Raw genomic sequence first — 18,694 nt, forward strand, 5'->3', positions numbered from 1 at the left:
CAAGAGAAAAACAAAAAGCCTAGCGCTCTAATGCATGCAACCTCAAAGGTTAGGCTTTTGTTTTTTTACTTAGAAAGATATATTTTATTTTGACGCTTTTGCCCACACTTCGTCGAGCTTCTGCAGGAACTGTTCACCCGTCATGTCCTTGCTCAGGAAGTACTCCTGTGCAGCAGGAGCCAAATCGTTCATAATGATGCCAGCTGGGAAATAATTGTTAGCTGTTGGAAGTGTTTTGCCGCTCTTTGTTGCTTCATACACCGCTTCAGACAATGGGTCGAGATCACCTGCTTCGATATTTGTCATCGCCGGAATGAATTGGAAGTCGTTAACAATTGTGCTTTTACCTGTTTCACTGTTGAACAGCCAGTCTAGGAAGGCATTAGCCGCTTTGATTTCATCTGCATCCGCTGTTCCATTAATCACCCAGTTGCTTGCTACACCGACTGTGAGCTTATCGTTGCCTGCCAACGGGAACGGCATCAGGCCGATTTTCGAACCAAAATCCCCGTAATCCTTCAGCATGGAGTAGCTCCAGTTTCCTTGATGAACCATCGCTGTTTTACCTGTAGCAAAATCCCCCATCTGGGTATCATATTTGATTTCCAGCGGATTTTTCACATACGATTTGATGGCATCCATAAATTTCGCGAACTCCTGGAACTCTTTTGTCTCCGACATCTTCACTTCGCCGTTGTTCAATTTCTCAATATAGTCTTGATAATCTGGCTGTAATGCAAAAGGAGTATTGATAATATGTCCAATTAAGAAGTACCCCTCTTGTGATAGAGCAAGACCATTTATACCTTCAGCTTTGAACTTCTCAAGTGTCTTGCTGAAAGAGTCAAGGTCTTTCACTTCTGATGGATCAACCATCTCCTTGCTATAGACCAAACCATATCCCTCTACACCATAAGGAACGCCTACAATTTTTCCGTTGATCTCCAGCGCCATATTAGGAGCAATGTTCTTCACATATTCCTCATTGCTCATATCATAAAAGTAGGATTTAAACTTTTCTGCTTCCGTACCCGTTCCGATGCTGAAAATAGATGGTCCTTGATTGCTGGTAAGCTTCATTTGCAATTGAGTCCCGTAGTTGTCTCCAGCAGCTCCCCATACTTCAGCTTCATTACCGGTTTCCTCCGTATATTTCTTCACTACATTTTCCAACTTCTCCGTGATTTCAACCTTCGATTGGAAGATAGTAATTTTCTTTAATTTTTCTTGACCTGCTGAATCGGTAGAAGAACTGGAACTGCTGCTTTCAGAACTGCCACAGCCGATCAAGGTTGCGATCAGAGCCATCACGGTCAATAGACTTAACACATGTTTACCTTTTTTACCTTTTCTCAATTTTCACGCCTCCCCAATAAGAATATTCATTTATATAGTAAAGCGCTTTCAAAGCTATCTTATTGGGTTTTTATTCACATGTCAACAAAAAATGAATACGTTTTCATAAATTATTGATAAAAAACATCATAAAATTTCACTTGTTTTTTAATAAAAATCCGTATTTTTTTACTTGCTTCACGGATTTTCTCCACTGAATAGTTGCGCTTAGCTTAACTGGTTCCCTGCTCGTTGCACCCTTTATCATGGCCAACAGCTCTTTCGCCGCCAGATACCCGCTTTCATAGCGAGGGATCGAAATGGTGGTTAATCCCGCCATTACCGCTGCATCCGAATTGTCGAACCCTGTAACCGAAATATCTTCCGGCACTCTGATTTTGTTTTCCTCAAATGCTTTAATCGCCCCAATGGCCATATTATCATTCGCACACACCAGCACCTCAGGCATCACATTGCTTAAGATCATAATCTTGGCTGCCTGATAGCCGCTGTTCTCACTATAATCACCGTGGAAATAGTTCCTTCTGTCAAATGTTATGTCATTCTTTGCCAAGGTATCCACAAAGCCGGCAAAGCGTTCTTTATGATCCAAGGTAAATTCCACACCGCCAATGAATCCAAACTGTTTATATCCATTGTCAACCAAAGCCTGTACCATCTCACACATTACGGGATAGTTATCAACGATTACGCTTTTGGTATTGGCGTATTCTTCTTCAATCATTCTGTCCATCAGGACAATAGGAAACTGAGGCGTTGCAAAAGAAATTAAATCATCATCGGTCATATTGCGATCTAAGCTGATGATTCCGCTCGCAATATTGCTTCGTATCAAATTAGCGCTGGACTTATTCGTGCATATTACTAAATCATATCCATTTTCTGAAAGACAATGGTTAATCCCTTTTATGATTTGCAAATAGTAGTCACGGTCAAAGTCACTGAATATAAACATGATCGTATTGCTTTTACTTGCTTTGTTCGATGAATTTGGATAGTACCCCTTTTCACTGCAAATCTTCAAAACTCGTTCCCTTGTCGCTTGTCCTACATTTTTGCGACCGTTTAGTACATTGGACACGGTTGAAACCGAGACATCTGCGAGCTTAGCTATTTCCTTTAACCCACTGATCATGTCGATCCTCCTTCAGTGATGGATATAATCTTAATATAGCATGAAAAATAAAAAGTCTATATTATATCCGTACGTGATTGTTGGAAACAGCAAATCCCGCAAAAAAAACCGGAGGAACAATCTGTTCCATCCGGTCTATTCTGAAAGACGATCGATCTATTTACTTTTTAGTCCGTTGTAGATAACATCAGCATTCCATTCAACCATCTTAATGTATGTGTCCCCATCTTCGCCCGGTTTGCCAAGCGAGTCCGTGAATATCGTGCCGGCAATCGAAACGCCCGTTTCTGCAGAAACGGTCTCCATACTTCTCGAGTCGACGCTCGTCTCGACGAACAACGCTTTGACATCATGACTGCGAATGATTTCAATGATCGACTTTAATTGTTCCGGAGTCCCTTCATCGTGGGAATTGATCTCCCAAATATAGTAAGCATCGAAGCCGTAAGCGTTGGAGAAATATTTAAAGGCCCCTTCGCTGCTTACCAGAATTCGCTTTTCTTTAGGCAGTTCATTCATTTTTTGCTGCACAGAATCATGCAATTTTTTCAATTGTTCGATATAAGCATCTGCATTTTTTTCATAGGTTTCCTTATGTTCGGGATCGACTTGAATCAACGCTTTCTTTACATTTTCGGTATAGATGATTCCATTTTCTACATCCAGCCACGCGTGCGGATCTTCCTCGCCTTCGTGTCCACCCGATTTCAAGTACATCGGTTTGACTCCTTCGCTTACTTTGAAGACCGGGGCGTTTTCTCCCGTTTTCCCTGCCGTCTCAATCATTTTCTCAAACCAGCCGTCCCCCGTTTCTAGGTTCAGCCCATTATAGAATACAATATCGGCATCCGTCGTCTTCTTCACATCATCAGGCAGCGGATCGTATTGGTGGGGGTCAGATCCGATAGGTGCCAGACTATGAACGTCCAACCGGTCTCCACCTACATTCTTGACGATGTCATATATAACAGAATAAGTCGTAATAACTTGCAGCTTCTCTTTATCCTTCGATTGCGAAGCCTCGCCAGCTGCAGGCTCTTTTCCACCGCATGCGGCAAGCACAAGCATCGAAATTGCCATAATCACAGTAATAAGTAAATTTCTTTTTTTCATCATCTTTACGCGCAGATCGCTCTCTCAATTTGCTGATCTGCGCTCCCTCCTTCTCCTAATACATTATTAATAGTTGACTGCGGACTTTTGTTTCCTGCTTTTTAACGAGCGCCATACCACGCCTTGTTTCGGTGAAAACATGAATGCCGTAATAAACAGAACCGTTGCGACCAGGACGATCGTTGCTCCAGAAGCCAAGTTGTACCGGAAGCTGATATACAGTCCAAGTACTGCGGATAGCGCGCCACAGCCTGCAGCGATAAACAACATTTTCCACAGCCGGTCCGATAATAAATAAGCGGTGGACGCCGGTGTTATCAGCATGGCCACAACGAGCACAATCCCGACCGTTTGCAATGAAGCTACCGTCACCATGGTCAGCAGCGTCATTAAGAAATAATGAATCAGCTTGTTGGGCAGGCCATATGATTGGGACATTGTCGGGTCAAAGGAACTGACGAGCAGTTCTTTATAAAAAATATATACAGCTGCCAACACAAGAATTCCGATGCCAAAAGTCATCCACATATCCGAAGGCCTTACGGCCAGCACATTGCCGAACAAAATGTCGTATAAGTCAGTGCTGCTCTTGAGAATTGTTATCAATATAATACCTAAAGCAAACGCCGACGTGAACATAATGCCAATGGAAGAGTCATTCTTGATTTTACTGTTCTGACTAATATAGCCGATACCAATCGCTGTCAAGATGCCGGTCAGCACCGCGCCGAAAAAAAAGTTGACGCCAAAAAGGTACGATAAAGCGACGCCGGGAAGAACGGCATGAGAAATGGCATCCCCCATGAGCGCCATGCCTCGCAAAATAATAAAGCAACCGATGACGCCACAGATGACGCCGACCATAATCGATGTGACTAGCGCCTTTTGTAAGAAGCCATACTGCATAACTGCCTCGAAGAAATTCATGCGCCCGTCACCACCATATCTTTTAAAAATGAAAGCTGTCCTCCGTAAGCCTGAGCGATCATCTTCGGATTCATTACTTCTTCTACCGTACCGTAACGAACAAGCTCTTTATTCAACAGCACCAATTCATCAAAATACTCGTCCGACTTGCTCAAATCATGATGCACCACGAGTACGGTTTTACCGCTATCACGCAGTTCTTTCAGAATCTGAATAATGGTTTCTTCGCTTGATATATCAATCCCGACGAACGGCTCGTCGAGAAAAAAGATTTCCGTTTCCTGAGCAAGCGCCCGAGCCAAGAAAACACGCTGCTGCTGTCCGCCGGAGAGCTCACCAATTTGCCGCTCTGCAAAAGGTTCCATCCCGACTTTCTCTAAGCACTCATGAGCCCACATCCTTTCCCTTTTCTTCGGCCGATGGAAGACTCCAAGCTTAGGATAAGTGCCCAGCAGCACCGTTTCCAATACCGAAATTGGGAAGTCCCAATCAATATTGCTTCGCTGCGGCACATAAGCAATCTGCTTGCGAACCTGTTCCACTTCTTTGCCTAAAATCGTTACTTCTCCTTTGTCGCGCGGAATCAATTTCAATAATGATTTTAAAAGAGTAGATTTTCCCGCTCCATTCGGTCCGATAATGCCGACAAGGCTCTGCTTCTCAATAGAAAAGCTAATATCTCTTAACGCTTCATTGCCGTAGTAAGACACATAAAGATCATTCACTGTTAAAGCACAAGTCATGTCTGTTTCTCCTTCCTCCTAATCCGTTACTCACATTTTACCTAAGGAAAATATTTTTATCAAGATAAATTTTGTTGCGTGAGGGAAAAATAAAATGAAGAGCTGAACTTTTTCAGCACAAAACAAGCTGACTCCTGTTGAGTACAGGAAATCAGCTTGCTAATTTTTGTTAGCTATAAAGAAAGTGGATGGTTGAATCTATTTCTTGATGCTGCCCGGTGTTACCCCCCAATATCTGCGGAACATTTTAGTGAAGTAGCTGATATCCCGGTATCCTATCATAGAGGCCGCATCATACACTCTAGCCCCGTTCATCAAAGCGGCCTTCGCCCGCTCCATCTTCCGTTCTAGCACATACGAGGTAAAGGACATGCCTGTTTCTTGCTTGAATAAACGGCTTAAATAAGAAGCGTTCACGTAAAAGCGATCGGCAAGTGTATGCAAGGTGAATTCTTGTTCCACTTCCGTCTCCAACAGCTCCAAAATGGCTTCTACGGTTTTGTGAGTCACTTTTCTGTCGTGACAATGAGAGTAGGACACAATGCTTTTCACGGCGCTGCGCAAAACATCATACATGCGGTCCGGGATTGTGAGCGATTGCAAATTATAAAGATATGCAAAATCCGTGCCGGTGACTTCTTGAATGGACCATCCGCGTTTACGTATAAAAAGCGCCAGCACACCCGTAATATATAACATTTGCTCCATGATTGACTCGTAGGAAGCAGAGTTGTTCTTCGAAGCCTCCCACATATTTGTAATGATATGCATGGCAAGCTCTTCGTCTGCTGTTTCCAAAGCCATCTCGAGCTGCTTGTCATCATGTGCATGATGAGTATGAAGCATGCCATCGATCTGATGCGGCTCGTGATAAGGGATTGCGATTCCTCCGCCGTAGACTGCGCGATTTTGCAGCGCTTTTTTCGCTTGAACATATAACGGATGCAATTCATGGAGCCTGCCAGCATCCCCGCTGATTCCTGCACTTACAGATATATCGAGGCATTGTTTGATATTTCTAAGCAGCTTTTCCATCGTGGTGTGAATGGCAAACAACTCTTGGCGCACATCTTCCTTACCCGGGATCTTTCCTATGACAATGGTCGAGCCGTTCTCGTCCTTACATAGATAATAATCGGAGTCAGACAGTAATTCACGAATCAAATGGATTAGCTTGTTCGAATCCAAGCTGCCTTCAGCAATTCGGCTAGCATGTTCGTCTACATCTATAATGATTAAAGCATAGCTGGAATGCAAGTCCATCTCTAGCTTTAACGACTTTCTGTAATGTTCAATCTCTTCAAGCCGATAATGTCCATGCACCAAGTTCTTATAAAAATGTTGATGAAGGATAGGCAGGTAATGTGTCCATTGCTCCTGAAGCATGACACGGTTGCTCCGTTCGATGAACTCGGCATGTATGCATTGTGCCGCGTCACGCACGGACTGAAGGATGAGGCTTTCGCCGGCTGGCTTGAGCAAATATTTATATACTCCTAGTTCGATCGCCGCCTGAGCATATTTAAAATTATCATGACCGCTCAAAATAATGATCTTGATATGCGGATGTTCACGGGTAACTTCTCGCGCCAAGGTGAGTCCATCCATTTCAGGCATTTGGATATCCATCAGCAAGATGTCTGGTTGCTTTTGCTTAATTTGGATTAAAGCCTCCGTTCCATTACACGCCGTTCCCACCATTTCAATAGCATGCTTGTCCCAGGGCATATGTGATAAATTTTCCAGCAATCTGGTTTCGTCTTCCGCAATAAGAAGATTCACATCGCTCTCCCCTTATTCAATTGTTTTGGTTCGTGCAATTCTCAATAGGCAATAGAAGCGTCACCGTTGTTCCGACGCCCAATTCACTTTTGAATATAACCTCCGCAAGATTGCCATAGAACATCTTGACCCGGGAGAAGACGTTGCTTAAGCCATATAATCCTTTATCTGTCGTTTCCAAAAAAGACAGGGGTGCTGTTTTGTTGGCGATTTCGCTCAGGACTTGATGAATAGATTGAACTCGTTCTTCGCTTATGCCTGCTCCGTTATCTTGTACAGAAAGAATTAACTTCCCTGACTCAATAAAACTCGAAATGGTTAACACTCCCCCGCGTCGTTTTTGTTCCAGCCCATGAATAACTGCATTTTCCACTAACGGTTGCAAGAGCAGCTTGAGCACGGGAATTGATTTGGATTCTTCTTGTACCTCATATATAACTTGGAAGCTGTTCAAGAACCGAATCTGCTGGATACGAATGTAGTAATCCAGATGTGTCATCGTTTCATCTACCGTGAATGTATCCTGACCTTTATGAAGACTTAGCCGGAAGAAGTGGGATAGATTCAATACCATCTCACTTATCTCCTCAGCCTCGTAGTTCTGGGCCGTCCAATATATTGAATCCAATGTATTGTACAGGAAATGCGGGTTAATTTGAGATTGAAGAAAGGTAAGCTCCGTTCGCGCAATACGAAGCTGTTGTTCATAGTGATTTTGAATCAGATGCTTTTGATGTTTGACCATTTGATTGTAAGCGTTCATGAGATATCCGAATTCGTCTTTTCTTCCGGTGTCCAACTGAATGTTGTAATTTCCTCCGATAAGTCCTTTCATTGCATCTTTTAATTGCCCTAAAGGCGATGCGATCCGATTGTAAATTCCCCACGAGATAAATAAGGCAAGCATAAAGCTGCTCGCTATAATTAAATAAGTATATTGACGCATCGTCTTCGTTTCCGCATAAATCTCATCAATTGGCAGAAAGAAATCTAGCGTCCATGGATACCGGGCAGATTCTACACTCGCTCCCAGCCTGTCAGCCTCCTTAATAGATACACTTTGAATACGGTCTGAGGGTGATAGAATTGTCTGACCATCCCTGCCCCGCAACACAACGCTAGTGTGATTAGAAGCTAATAAAGGTTTCAGAATAGCTGTGAGTTTGTTTTTATTTAAAGTCACAATCAATAAATTTGGTTTCCTCTCGCTGTTGTACAGATCCATGGTCCGTGTGAACGAGATCGTATCGCTATCAATCAGCTGCCCAAATGAATGGTTTTCCCCTTTTTTTTGCTCGGGCATCATTAGCTCAGTACCGTTATCTAAATGAGCTGCCAAACTTGCAAGCCATTTCCGTTCCTCTGCTCCCCCGATGCGACGACCCCCGAACTTCGTGGATAGCATCGTATGGGTCCCTGCATGGTAAATGGATATTTGGGAGACCATCTGGCTGACCGCTGTAACGTTCCATAGCTCCTCAAGCAATTCACTATACTGTACGATGGTTTGCGGAGACAATTCATTTTCGTTTACTTCCAATCTTTCGATTATCTTTTTATTCGTTGCGATCAGGTTGGTTAGCACTTCACTATTATGCAAGGTCAATTCAAGATTATTCATTACGGACTCCAGCTTTTGCCGGGTCTGCTCTGTTGCTTGTTTCACAATAATTTGATTCGCCCGGTTGTTCACGTATAAGCTAACGATAACTAAAGGAAGAAGCACGATGAAGAAATAGGTGGTTAGGCGAATATGCGAGCTTTGCAGGAACTTATTGTATAAGCGTATGAACAATTTCATTGTTCGCCCTCATGCGGATGGGCTTTGTACCATTCATTCACTTCTTTTGTAACCTGGCTCCCTCCATTTTGTTTCCATTGCTGCGCATAGGCATCAAATGATTCTATAGGAGCTACACCGAGTACGATTTTTACAAACAATTCTCGTGACCCGGCAAGTCCACCCCATTTTTTCAGCATCGTAGGCGTAGGCGAACCCAAAAATGCGTCGTGTATAGCATGCCTTTCAACCCTTTGGATGTTGTCATACAAACGATACTGCTTTCCATAGGAGTCGACGCGGGCTCGAAGCATCTTCCGATCGTCCACATTCACTAACGCAGAATAGATCCCTCTATATAAATGCTTATCATGCTCGGCAAAATCACTAATGATTTCTCCGCCTTTTCGCTTCCAGACCTGCTGCTCGAATCCAAAGACTAAGGATGTCAGTCCCTTGCCTGCGATAAAATTCAAAAAGCGAATCACATCACCGGCATGAAGGCTTTCCTTGGGAACCACCTGATATCCGTAAATAGTCCTTCCGTTCACTCCCTGCTCACCATTTTTTCCAATTGGATTTTCCAGAGGAATCCATTTGGCTTTCGGGTCTTTTTTCATATTTTGGGCTATCGCGCCGCGCGTATCATACCAAGCGGCGGAGAACAGGCCGACTTTCCCCTCCACGATTTTCTCTAACATGGTCTGTCTATTTGTGTGGAGCGGGAAATCTGGATCGATCCATTTCTGTTTATATAATTCCGCCAAAAAGGACAACGCTTCTTTCGTTTCCGGCAAAATGTCTGCATAGACGAGCTCTCCCCGACGCTCGGTCCATTGATTCAATTGAACTCCATGTGCGCCAAAGAAAGGAGAAGAATGCTCAAGATTTGCCATCATCGTAAAGCCAAAGGTGTCGTTCTTGCCGTTGCCATCCGGATCGCGCTCTGTAAACGCTTGAATCACCTTCTTGTAATCTTCAAGCGTTACTGGCTGCGGCAGCTTCAAATTGTCCAACCAATCTTTTCGGATGTACATAAGTTCGTTTCCATGAACTAAATTAACACTCGGGATCGCATAAATATGTCCGCCGATTGTTACTTGATCCCATACCTCTTTAGGTATGACGCGCTTTAAGCCAGATCCATATTTTTCAATCCAACCCTCAAGCGGCATTAACTTATTCTGATCGACATAGCGAAAGAACTGAATTTTAGAATAAATACTGAGCATATCTGGGAGGTTCGTATCAGAAGAGAGGATATTGTGCACCGTATTTTCATAACTTGTTACGGGTGGTATGTACACGTCTACATTTAAACCGTTCTGTTTTTCTATGTAGGTTAAGTAAGGATTATGATTTTCGTCCAAGCCGTCCGGAAAAGGAAAACTCAAATCATTGATAACGATGGAAATCGTATTCTTCTCTTGTGAACTCGCTTCTTTGGAATTTCCGGTAATGTTGGAGGCAGTCTCAGGAACCAACAAGAAACTCAAGAACATAAAAGCAAGAATGTAAATAACAAAAAATAGTGTATTTAAGATTTTACTGATCCATAACATAGTAAGGATCGCCCTTTCAATTTTTATGTTCCCTCCGACACCCATTCGACATGTGTAATACAGATATAAATGAGCGTGTTAGACGTGAAAATGACACATATTGGCGAGAGGCTCCCCGACTTGATTCGATACCAGATGACATCTCAAAGTATAATATACGTTCTCAATCGCTTACAATACTATTTAATCAATTTGTTGAAATATAGGGTATTATAGTCGTCTTTTTTTTCAATTCTATATATTCCTAGATTAATCCGTCCCCTAGGCTAGGATAGTCGTCATAGTCCTCTAGTAAAAGTATAGTTAGTTAATAGGCAGTAGAGAGGCATGGTACTATGGCAATACAGCGAAGAATTTAAATACTCAATCGTAAGAAGAATGATGCCACCCCAGAATGAGTCCGTAAATACAATAGCTAGAGAAACAGGATTATCAGAGGCAACCTTATATCAATGGAAAATTACAGAGGGAATAATACAACGGGTATACAACTAAAAATGCAAATGTTCTTGTGCGTCGTATAGGATAGGGGCTAGGGAGAACGGATGGTATGAAAATAAAAAAACGGCATTTCTGCCGTTTCCCGTTTCTTGTGAATCCTATTTTCCAGAGAAGAGTCTCTCTTGTTTCCTTTATTTATTTTTATCCGAATTAGGCAAGCTGATTCGAAACAAGGTGGAATACCGCTGATCCTTTTCCAGTTCAATTGTGCCTTCATGCAGCGTAATAATTTTTTTGCAAATGGCGAGACCTAAGCCCGTACTGTCTTTAATTGGATCATCACCACGTATGAATTCTTCAAAAATATGTTCCCTGATTGGTTCCTGAACGCCAATTCCGTCGTCTCCAATCAACAGAATAACGTTTCCTTCTTTTCGTTCACATGACACATAGAGAACAGTTTCCGCTGGATTATATCGCAGTGTATTGCTAATCAAGTTGGTGATGACGCGGCTCATATGTACTTTGTCCATCTTGACAAGGAGTGGTTCTTCCGGGATATGAGCTTCAAGTCCGAACCCCTTCTCTTCAATTTCGGGATAAAATTCCACCACAAGCTGCTGAAACCACTTCGTTATGTTCACTTTCTCTTTATTCAATTCCGTATGCTTGTCATCCAGCTTCGCTAGTTCGAATAAGTCTTGGATCAAGTTGGCCATATAAGATGATTTATCGTAAATGTATTGAATATATTTGCGGGTATCCTTATCTTCTAATGCCTGATTGTCCAACAGAAGCTGCGAATATCCATAAATCGAGGTAATGGGTGTTTTCAAGTCATGCGACAGATGCAGCAGCATGTTTCTTTTGTTGTTCTCAGCTGCCTCTTTCTCTGCAGATGTGCGTTGCAAGCGTTCTGCCATGCCGTTAAAGGCGTCCTGTATTTCCGCGAATTCCTGTTCGGCAGAATAATGAAGCCGCTTCGTGTAATTGAAGTGTTCCATCTCTTTGATGCCTTCAACGATTTGCCTTAGTGGCTTTTTAACTTGTCTGACAGAATAACGGGCATAAAAGTAAAGCAAGATGAACAAAAAAACAGCAAACAATGCAGCGAAGATAGATGTCGCAGTAGATAATTTCAACAATCGTTCAGGAATTTTCCACAGTAATACATAGGATTCGCCGTGCGGCCCCTCTGCATGATAGGCATGATAGGAAATCGAATCATCGTTTCTTTCTACATCCATTTTGGCATACATTTGACCATCTTGGTAACGGACGATATCATCTTCTTTATTTCCTTTGACATAAATGATCTCGCCCAACTCATTCACAATTTCAAACCAACCGCCGTACTTGTCTAGCAAATGCCCGCTGATGTTATCAAAAGGGTATTGGTAAATATCCGCGCCATTAATTTGAGTGACATCCAGCTCATCTATATACCTCTTCATAAACAGGTTTGTGCTAAGGAGCGATACGACTATAGCCGCTATCATCAGTGCGCTGATCACTGCATAATTTCGAAAAAACAGCCTTTTCAATGGACGTCTGCCAGAGGAGCTATTTGCTTTTTTCAAACCGGTAGCCTAACCCCCTAATCGTAATGAGATGAACAGGCTTTCTTGGGTTATCCTCAATTTTCTCACGGATTTTGCTTATGTACACCATAATCAAGTTTTCATCTCCGATGTATTCCTCGCCCCACACCTGCTCGTAAATATGTGCTTTTGTCAACACCCTGCCTGCCTGACCCATCAGCAATTCCAGAATCCTAAATTCGTACGATGTCATTTCTTTTTCTATTCCGGACTTGTAAAGTTGGCAGCTCTTCAAATCCAGCTTAACATCTCCGATTTCAATACACTCCTGCTCCTGCTTATCTGGCTTCGCAAAGGCATCAATTCGTCTGAACAGTGCTTGAACTCGGCTGATGACTTCAAGCGGGTTGAAGGGCTTGCCTACGTAATCATCTGCCCCAAGCTGCAAGCCATAAATTTTGTCCATATCGTCAGACTTCGCGGAAATAAAGAGGAAAGGAATCTGTGAGCTCTGTCGCATTTTCTTGAGTAATTCCAATCCATCCATCTGGGGCATCATAATATCGGCAATAATCAGATCGATGGACTCCTCCTGCAATATTGCCAGAGCTTCAACTCCGTTTCCGGCTGCAACCGTAGCATAGCCATGGTTGGTTAAATAGATGGTCAGCAGCTCTTGAATTTCGGCTTCATCATCTATGATAAGTATGGTCTTCATTTGTCTCTACCCCCGATTGCGCAAGAACAACTCCCAATTGACTTGCAGCTTAGCGCAAGCAACGGGGAGTTGTTTCTGCATTAGAATAAATTGTCGGCGAACCGTGATAGCATTGCGGCTGCTTCTTGCTTCAGCATCGGCTGTTTCGAGTTATAATTGAACGTTCCGTCATTACCTTCGACAACTTCAGGCCCATATAATTGTTTCGCGATTACGAAGCGAACGCCTTCCAGCGCCCAAGCATCGGTGTGCCCGCTAAGCGCGGCTTTCTTCGGTGCGGTGCCTAAGTGATTGAATGCCATACGCCATATAATAGTTGCCGCTTCCTGCCGCGTCAACAGTTGACGTGGATGAAATTTACCACTCGCGGGGGCTTGAATTAATCCAAGCTCATAAGCTGCTTGTATTTCCTTGGCGTAAGCACTGTCAGAAATGTCATTGAAAACCGATTTATTCTTGGATGGTGCTACCCCAGCCCACCGGATAAACCATCCGATAAACTGTTCTCGCGTAATTGCTTGTTCAGGCTCAAAGCGGTTGTCGCCGCTGCCCTCATCGATGACCTTCAATTGTCGCATGTGATAGATCGATGGAGCATACGGATGGTTTATACTAACATCCTGATAATGCTGCGGCTTCGGCATTCTTTCGGTCCAGCTATCTGACTTCAGATCATAATAAAATGCCTGCACATCGCCGCTGCCATTCAGTTTGAAAGCAGCTCTTGCGCCTTGATCATCTTGAAAGAGCAGTGGTTCAATTTCATACAGTACGTGCTCTCCAAGCGGATCTTTCACGATAAGCTTGCCGTCCTCTGAACGAATGTGAGAGGTCCACATCCGATTTCGTAAGTCGCTGTATGTACCTTCGAGATTTGCCAAGGAGTGTTTCGAGCGCTCAAGAGTAGCTTGTGATCCGTCTTTACTCGGGTAATAATGATTCATAAATGCTTCCAACAATTGCTTGCGAAACTCAATATCTTTATTTACGGTAACGAAAAAGCCGACTTTTTCATCAGGAATCAACCACATGTTGCTATGATACCCTGCCATGTCCCCAGCTTTCTCAATCATATAATGTCCGTTGTAGTGCTGCTGATTGGCGTATTCGAAGCCATAGGCCATGTTCGGTAGCTTCTCATGTACGGCTAGCTGAGGCTTATGCATTTCCGCCGCCGTTTCTTTTTTTATGATCGTTGCGTCTCCCAGCTTCCCGCCACCCAGATGAGCCATCATGAATTTTGCCATATCAGAACCCGTAGAGAGCATTCCACCACCCGGAAGCTCTGTTGGAACAGTTGCGTACGTGGAAATAGCTTCGCCCATCAGGTTATAAGGCACAGCGAGCTCTTTCGTTATTTCCGGGGTTAAACGAAAATCACTGTTTACCATACCTAGAGGTTTAAAAATATGATCCTGTACATATGTGCCGAATGGCTTTCCAGTCACTTGCTCCATGACATAACCTTGAATCGTAAATCCTAAGTTATCATATCTGTAATACTCGCCAGGCTTGCGGATCACCGTAGGCGTATTGTCCGACACGTATTGCTTTATGGATACTTCCCGAGATAAGTCGCCTGTTTCTAATTCTGATCCATCCCCATATTCAAATCCAGTTGAATTTGTCAATAAATGTTTCATGGTTAGGGGAGAGTCCATCCGATTCGGGATTCGAACGTCCCCCAGGTAAGCTGATAGATCTTTGTTTAAATCGATTTTTCCTTGCTCCGCTAATTGCATCACGGCTGTGGCGGTGATCACCTTGGAAATGGAGGCGACACGGAACACCGTTCGATTTGGATCGACTGGCCGCTTCTTTTCAACATCTGCATAGCCGTAACCTTTATTTAATAGCACCTTGTCGCCTTTGACGACGACAAACGCAACGCCAGCCATACTGTCCTTAATATCCGGACGGTTAAAAAATTCATCGGCAAATTGTTCTACTTCTTTTGGATCTTGCGGACCTATCTTCACGGGCGTCGCCGATACTTTCGATAGTGAACCAGTACCGCTTAGGAAGCCAGTTACTATGGTGAAGGTCAGTGCAATGGCCGTCACACGCTTTGAAAACATGTTCATTCTCTGTTCTCTCCTCTGTATCATTTCCCTACATTATCAGAGTACATGAGCAAACTTAATCTAGATTCTATGTAATCTTAATGTAATGTGAAATTGTCGAAGAATAACAGATACTTCATAGGGCAGGGGACACTGGGAACATGAGATTCTGATTAGGCAGGATCAATATAATTGATTAGCGGGGAACTTAAAAGAATATAGCAAAAAAACGGCATCTCTGCCGTTTTGATTACATAACTGGTGGGTTCTGAGGGGTTCGAACCCTCGACCTGATGATTAAGAGTCAACTGCTCTACCAACTGAGCTAAGAACCCATATTCAATACTGGGTTCAAGGGGGATCGCTACATCCCGATTGAACGAAGCTATTATGGTGAGTGGCACCATTAAGTGATAATCTCCGTAACTGGCCACTTCTTTATTCTAAACCTTTTCAGCGGATTTGTAAACTTATTTATACTGACTAATTCTTGGTGAGTTTTCCTATTTTGGAACCTCAGATGGGCACAATTTTAGGGTGTAATATACGCAGATATAAGAAAAACCCGTGTGTATCAAGGGTTTTGAATGCTTTTTATGTAGTGGGAGACCTCATCACTATCATTGACGAAATCTCCCACTATGGGGATTAAAGTACCTAATGCATGAAATTAATAGAACAAATAACCATAACTTCGATTCCTTTATTATTCTTGAATCATTATTTTGACATTCGTATGAGTAGCATCTGGAGTGTTGGCTGTAAAGAGTACCCTCGTATCACTTGTAGCTACGTTCCATCCTGTAATCGTATTTCCAAATGCTTCTGCAATTTTCGTTGCTACATTAGCTGCTGACTCTGTACCCGTGAGTGTCACATTTACAGAGATAGGTTCCGACCCATCCGTAAACGTTACATGAAGTTTTCCTGCTGCTTTAGCACCATTAGTAATCGTTAATGTTGCAACTTTCGTGCCACCTACAGTCGTTGCAGCCCCTGCAGTGGTAATCGTACTACTCGGCGTTCCTACTCCTGTTAACATTTCTTCTACCGTTACGGCAACATTATCATTATTCGCCGCTGATGCTTGGGCTGTGAACTTTACATTCGCACCGCTTGCTGTTACATCCCATCCGCTAATCGATGTGCCAAACGCCATAGCGATAGCGTTGGCTACCTCCTCAGTCGTTTCTGTTCCTACTATAGGTACATTTTCAGAGACGGGAGTTGTACCGTCGGTATAATTCACATAAAGCGATCCTGGATCTGTTGCTCCGTTGAGCACCGCTAATGTTACAACTTGCTCAATACCCGTACTAGCTGTAGCATCACCTAAGGTAGTAATCGTACTATCTGGCATTCCTATTCCTATGAAATCTCCCGATAGTCTTGCTACAGCCTTCGTATTATTAGCAGCGGGAGCATTGGCTGTAAATAGTACTCTCGAACTGTTTGTAGATACGTTCCAACCCGGAATAGAGCTGCCGAATGCGGCAGCAATTTTATCCGCTAGCTGAGCCACTGTTTCTGTGTCCAGCGTCATTACATTTACAGTTACAGATGCTACACCGTCTGTAAATTTAACGCCAACAGGTCCTCCGCGTGCTATAGTTCTGGGAAGCGTCAATGTTACAACCTGTGATGTGTTTGAGCCTAAGTCACCAGGAGCAGTTATTGTGCTTCTTGGTGCGCCTACTCCCGACGCCTCAAAGACAATTACTGAAACATTTTCATTATTCGTCGCTGGTGTTTGGGCTGTGAACTGGACATCTGAACCGCTCGTCGTCACCTTCCAGCCCGGAATAGAGCTGCCGAATGCGGCAGCAATTTTCTCAGCTACCTCCTCAGCCGTTTCTGTTCCTGCTAAGTCGATTTTTACACGAACAGGGGGTGTGCCGTCCGTGAACTCCGCATAGAACGAATCTTTCACTTTTGCACCGTTAGTTATCGATAATGTTGCGACTTGCGCAGTGCCTGCAATTGCCGCAACGCCTGAGGTAGTAATCGCACTACTTAACGTACCCACTCCTGTTGCGATATCCTCTACTGTAGCTTTCACATTCGCATTATTCGCTGCAGGGGCGTCAGCTGTAAAGAGTACATTTTCACCATTTGCAGTTACATTCCACCCCTTAATAGTGGAACCAAATGCCGTAGCAATTTCTGTTGCTACATTAGCCGTAGTCTCTGCACCGGTCAGTGTTACATTTACAGACACAGGTGTCATTCCATCCGTGAACGTTGCACGAAGTGTTCCTGCTGTTACTGCATCATTCATTATCGTTAGTGTTGCAACTTGAGCGACACCCGTAGTCGATGAATTTTCTATGGTAGTCGTATATGTCACACCGGTAACAGTAGGTAACGCTGGTTCTGGTTCTGGTTTTGATTCTGGCTTTGATTCAGATTCAGATTCGGACTTAGATTCAGATATATATACTATTTCAATTTCAGTTTTAGTTTTAGATTCAGATTTAGATTCTAGTTCAGTTTTAGAATTAACTTCTGGTTTTGTTTCTGGTGTAGGAGTCTTGCCGTTATTGTTTGTAGGTGTCTCTGGAGTTGAGCTTTTCGCTCTATCCAGCATCACAACGGCCTCTGCTCGAGTAATGTATACTTTCGGTTTAAAAGTATGGTCTGAATACCCTATAATAATGTTTTTGGATGCTGTAGCACCAACTGCGCCTTTGCTCCAAGACGCTATCGACGAAGCATCTTTAAATACATGTGCTGTCTGTTCCTCGTTAGTCATATTCAACAAATTTGCTACAAGAACTGCCGCTTCTTGGCGGCTTAGGAATTTGGAACTGCGTATAGACTTATCTTCATAGCCTTGTATGTAGCCTTCCTTTACTGCTTTCTGAACTTCTGTGTATTCCCAATTTGATTCTTTCATATCAGTGAAGCTTATGTTAGTAGTTTGATTGAATTGAAACAAACGATTAACTAGAGCCATGAATTCTCCACGCGTAATGGTGTTGTTCGGTTTGAGAGAACCGTCGGGGTATCCCTTGATCAGACCTTGAGCAATCCAGTTTCTTAATTGGTTTTCCGCCCAATGTCCTTCAATATCCGAATAAATCGTTTGACCGAACGCAACTCCGATTGAGGCAAACATTAAACTTATCATTAGAACGATGGTCAAAACTTTACGGGCAATTTTTCTAGCGATCATTTGAAACCTCCACTTTAACTATATTTTTCTATGGTGCTCAAAACAGGAGTTAACCAGCCCCTTCTGGATTCACGCTTGGAATCGTATTTGGGTAATAAGTAGTGATTGAGTATACGCCAATCTGTAATGATAACCACTCCTTAGGACCTAGATTTTATTACTTTCATTTTATCGGCTTTCCATAACCTTTTTATTAGAAAAAAGATCCATTTTCTTATAATGTTATATAAAACTAAAATAAGTTTTCCCACAAAAAAGGTAGTTAGATTAATTGTGCACAAGAGCCGGGTAATAAGTTGTGATGCGAATATATCCAATGCACCAGAAGAAAATTTTAGGAGAGAGTAATCGAATCCAT

Annotated in this window: 13 protein-coding genes and 1 tRNA gene; 1 reads left to right on the top strand and 13 read right to left on the bottom strand. The window is 43.1% G+C overall.

Annotated elements, in window-relative coordinates:
• Positions 1 to 84 precede the first annotated feature (84 nt).
• The 8 genes from LQV63_RS07205 to LQV63_RS07240 all read right to left on the bottom strand — a co-directional run bounded on the left by LQV63_RS07205 (position 85) and on the right by LQV63_RS07240 (position 10,398).
• Entirely contained in the window at positions 85 to 1,308 is a 1,224-nt protein-coding gene (locus LQV63_RS07205) for an ABC transporter substrate-binding protein (protein WP_051004537.1), read from the bottom strand.
• Positions 1,309 to 1,492: 184 nt separating this feature from the next.
• On the bottom strand, positions 1,493 to 2,491 hold the full coding sequence (locus LQV63_RS07210) for a LacI family DNA-binding transcriptional regulator (protein WP_233696180.1): 999 nt from the start codon (positions 2,489 to 2,491) through the stop codon (positions 1,493 to 1,495).
• A gap of 156 nt (positions 2,492 to 2,647) precedes the next feature.
• Entirely contained in the window at positions 2,648 to 3,604 is a 957-nt protein-coding gene (locus LQV63_RS07215; RefSeq protein ID WP_233696219.1) for a metal ABC transporter substrate-binding protein, read from the bottom strand.
• 66 nt (positions 3,605 to 3,670) lie between these two features.
• On the bottom strand, positions 3,671 to 4,531 hold the full coding sequence (locus LQV63_RS07220; RefSeq protein ID WP_019423410.1) for a metal ABC transporter permease: 861 nt from the start codon (positions 4,529 to 4,531) through the stop codon (positions 3,671 to 3,673).
• Positions 4,528 to 5,274 (bottom strand): metal ABC transporter ATP-binding protein, encoded by a 747-nt coding sequence (locus tag LQV63_RS07225; RefSeq protein ID WP_019423409.1) that lies wholly within the window; start codon positions 5,272 to 5,274, stop codon positions 4,528 to 4,530. The genes LQV63_RS07220 and LQV63_RS07225 overlap by 4 nt, the downstream gene beginning before the upstream one ends.
• Before the next feature lie 198 nt (positions 5,275 to 5,472).
• Positions 5,473 to 7,056: a response regulator gene (locus LQV63_RS07230; protein WP_233696181.1), complete on the bottom strand. Its 1,584-nt coding sequence runs from the start codon at positions 7,054 to 7,056 to the stop codon at positions 5,473 to 5,475.
• A gap of 16 nt (positions 7,057 to 7,072) precedes the next feature.
• Positions 7,073 to 8,857 carry a sensor histidine kinase gene (locus LQV63_RS07235; protein WP_233696182.1) on the bottom strand — a complete coding sequence of 595 codons (1,785 nt, stop codon included), beginning with the start codon at positions 8,855 to 8,857 and terminating at the stop codon, positions 7,073 to 7,075.
• A complete protein-coding gene (locus LQV63_RS07240) occupies positions 8,854 to 10,398 on the bottom strand; it encodes an extracellular solute-binding protein (protein ID WP_233696183.1) in 1,545 nt (514 codons plus the stop codon). Before LQV63_RS07240 ends, LQV63_RS07235 begins: the two co-directional genes overlap by 4 nt.
• A 327-nt stretch (positions 10,399 to 10,725) precedes the next feature.
• Between LQV63_RS07240 and LQV63_RS31985 the strand changes: the two genes are divergently transcribed.
• The gene (locus LQV63_RS31985; protein ID WP_369011145.1) at positions 10,726 to 10,893 is read left to right on the top strand and encodes a transposase; all 168 of its coding nucleotides are present in this window, start codon (positions 10,726 to 10,728) and stop codon (positions 10,891 to 10,893) included.
• 137 nt (positions 10,894 to 11,030) lie between these two features.
• Here LQV63_RS31985 and LQV63_RS07245 read toward each other — a convergent pair whose 3' ends face one another.
• The 5 genes from LQV63_RS07245 to LQV63_RS07265 all read right to left on the bottom strand — a co-directional run bounded on the left by LQV63_RS07245 (position 11,031) and on the right by LQV63_RS07265 (position 18,336).
• The gene (locus LQV63_RS07245) at positions 11,031 to 12,419 is read right to left on the bottom strand and encodes a HAMP domain-containing sensor histidine kinase (RefSeq protein ID WP_233696184.1); all 1,389 of its coding nucleotides are present in this window, start codon (positions 12,417 to 12,419) and stop codon (positions 11,031 to 11,033) included.
• Entirely contained in the window at positions 12,403 to 13,098 is a 696-nt protein-coding gene (locus LQV63_RS07250; RefSeq protein ID WP_233696185.1) for a response regulator transcription factor, read from the bottom strand. Before LQV63_RS07250 ends, LQV63_RS07245 begins: the two co-directional genes overlap by 17 nt.
• 80 nt (positions 13,099 to 13,178) lie before the next feature.
• The gene (locus tag LQV63_RS07255) at positions 13,179 to 15,182 is read right to left on the bottom strand and encodes a beta-lactamase family protein (protein WP_233696186.1); all 2,004 of its coding nucleotides are present in this window, start codon (positions 15,180 to 15,182) and stop codon (positions 13,179 to 13,181) included.
• A 238-nt stretch (positions 15,183 to 15,420) separates the two neighbouring features.
• Positions 15,421 to 15,496: transfer RNA gene (locus tag LQV63_RS07260), tRNA-Lys, on the bottom strand.
• Positions 15,497 to 15,867: 371 nt separating this feature from the next.
• Positions 15,868 to 18,336 (bottom strand): S-layer homology domain-containing protein, encoded by a 2,469-nt coding sequence (locus LQV63_RS07265; RefSeq protein ID WP_233696187.1) that lies wholly within the window; start codon positions 18,334 to 18,336, stop codon positions 15,868 to 15,870.
• Positions 18,337 to 18,694: the final 358 nt, after the last annotated feature.

It is taken from the genome of Paenibacillus profundus, from assembly GCF_021369635.1.
Classification (GTDB): Bacteria; Bacillota; Bacilli; order Paenibacillales; family Paenibacillaceae; genus Paenibacillus_B; species Paenibacillus_B profundus.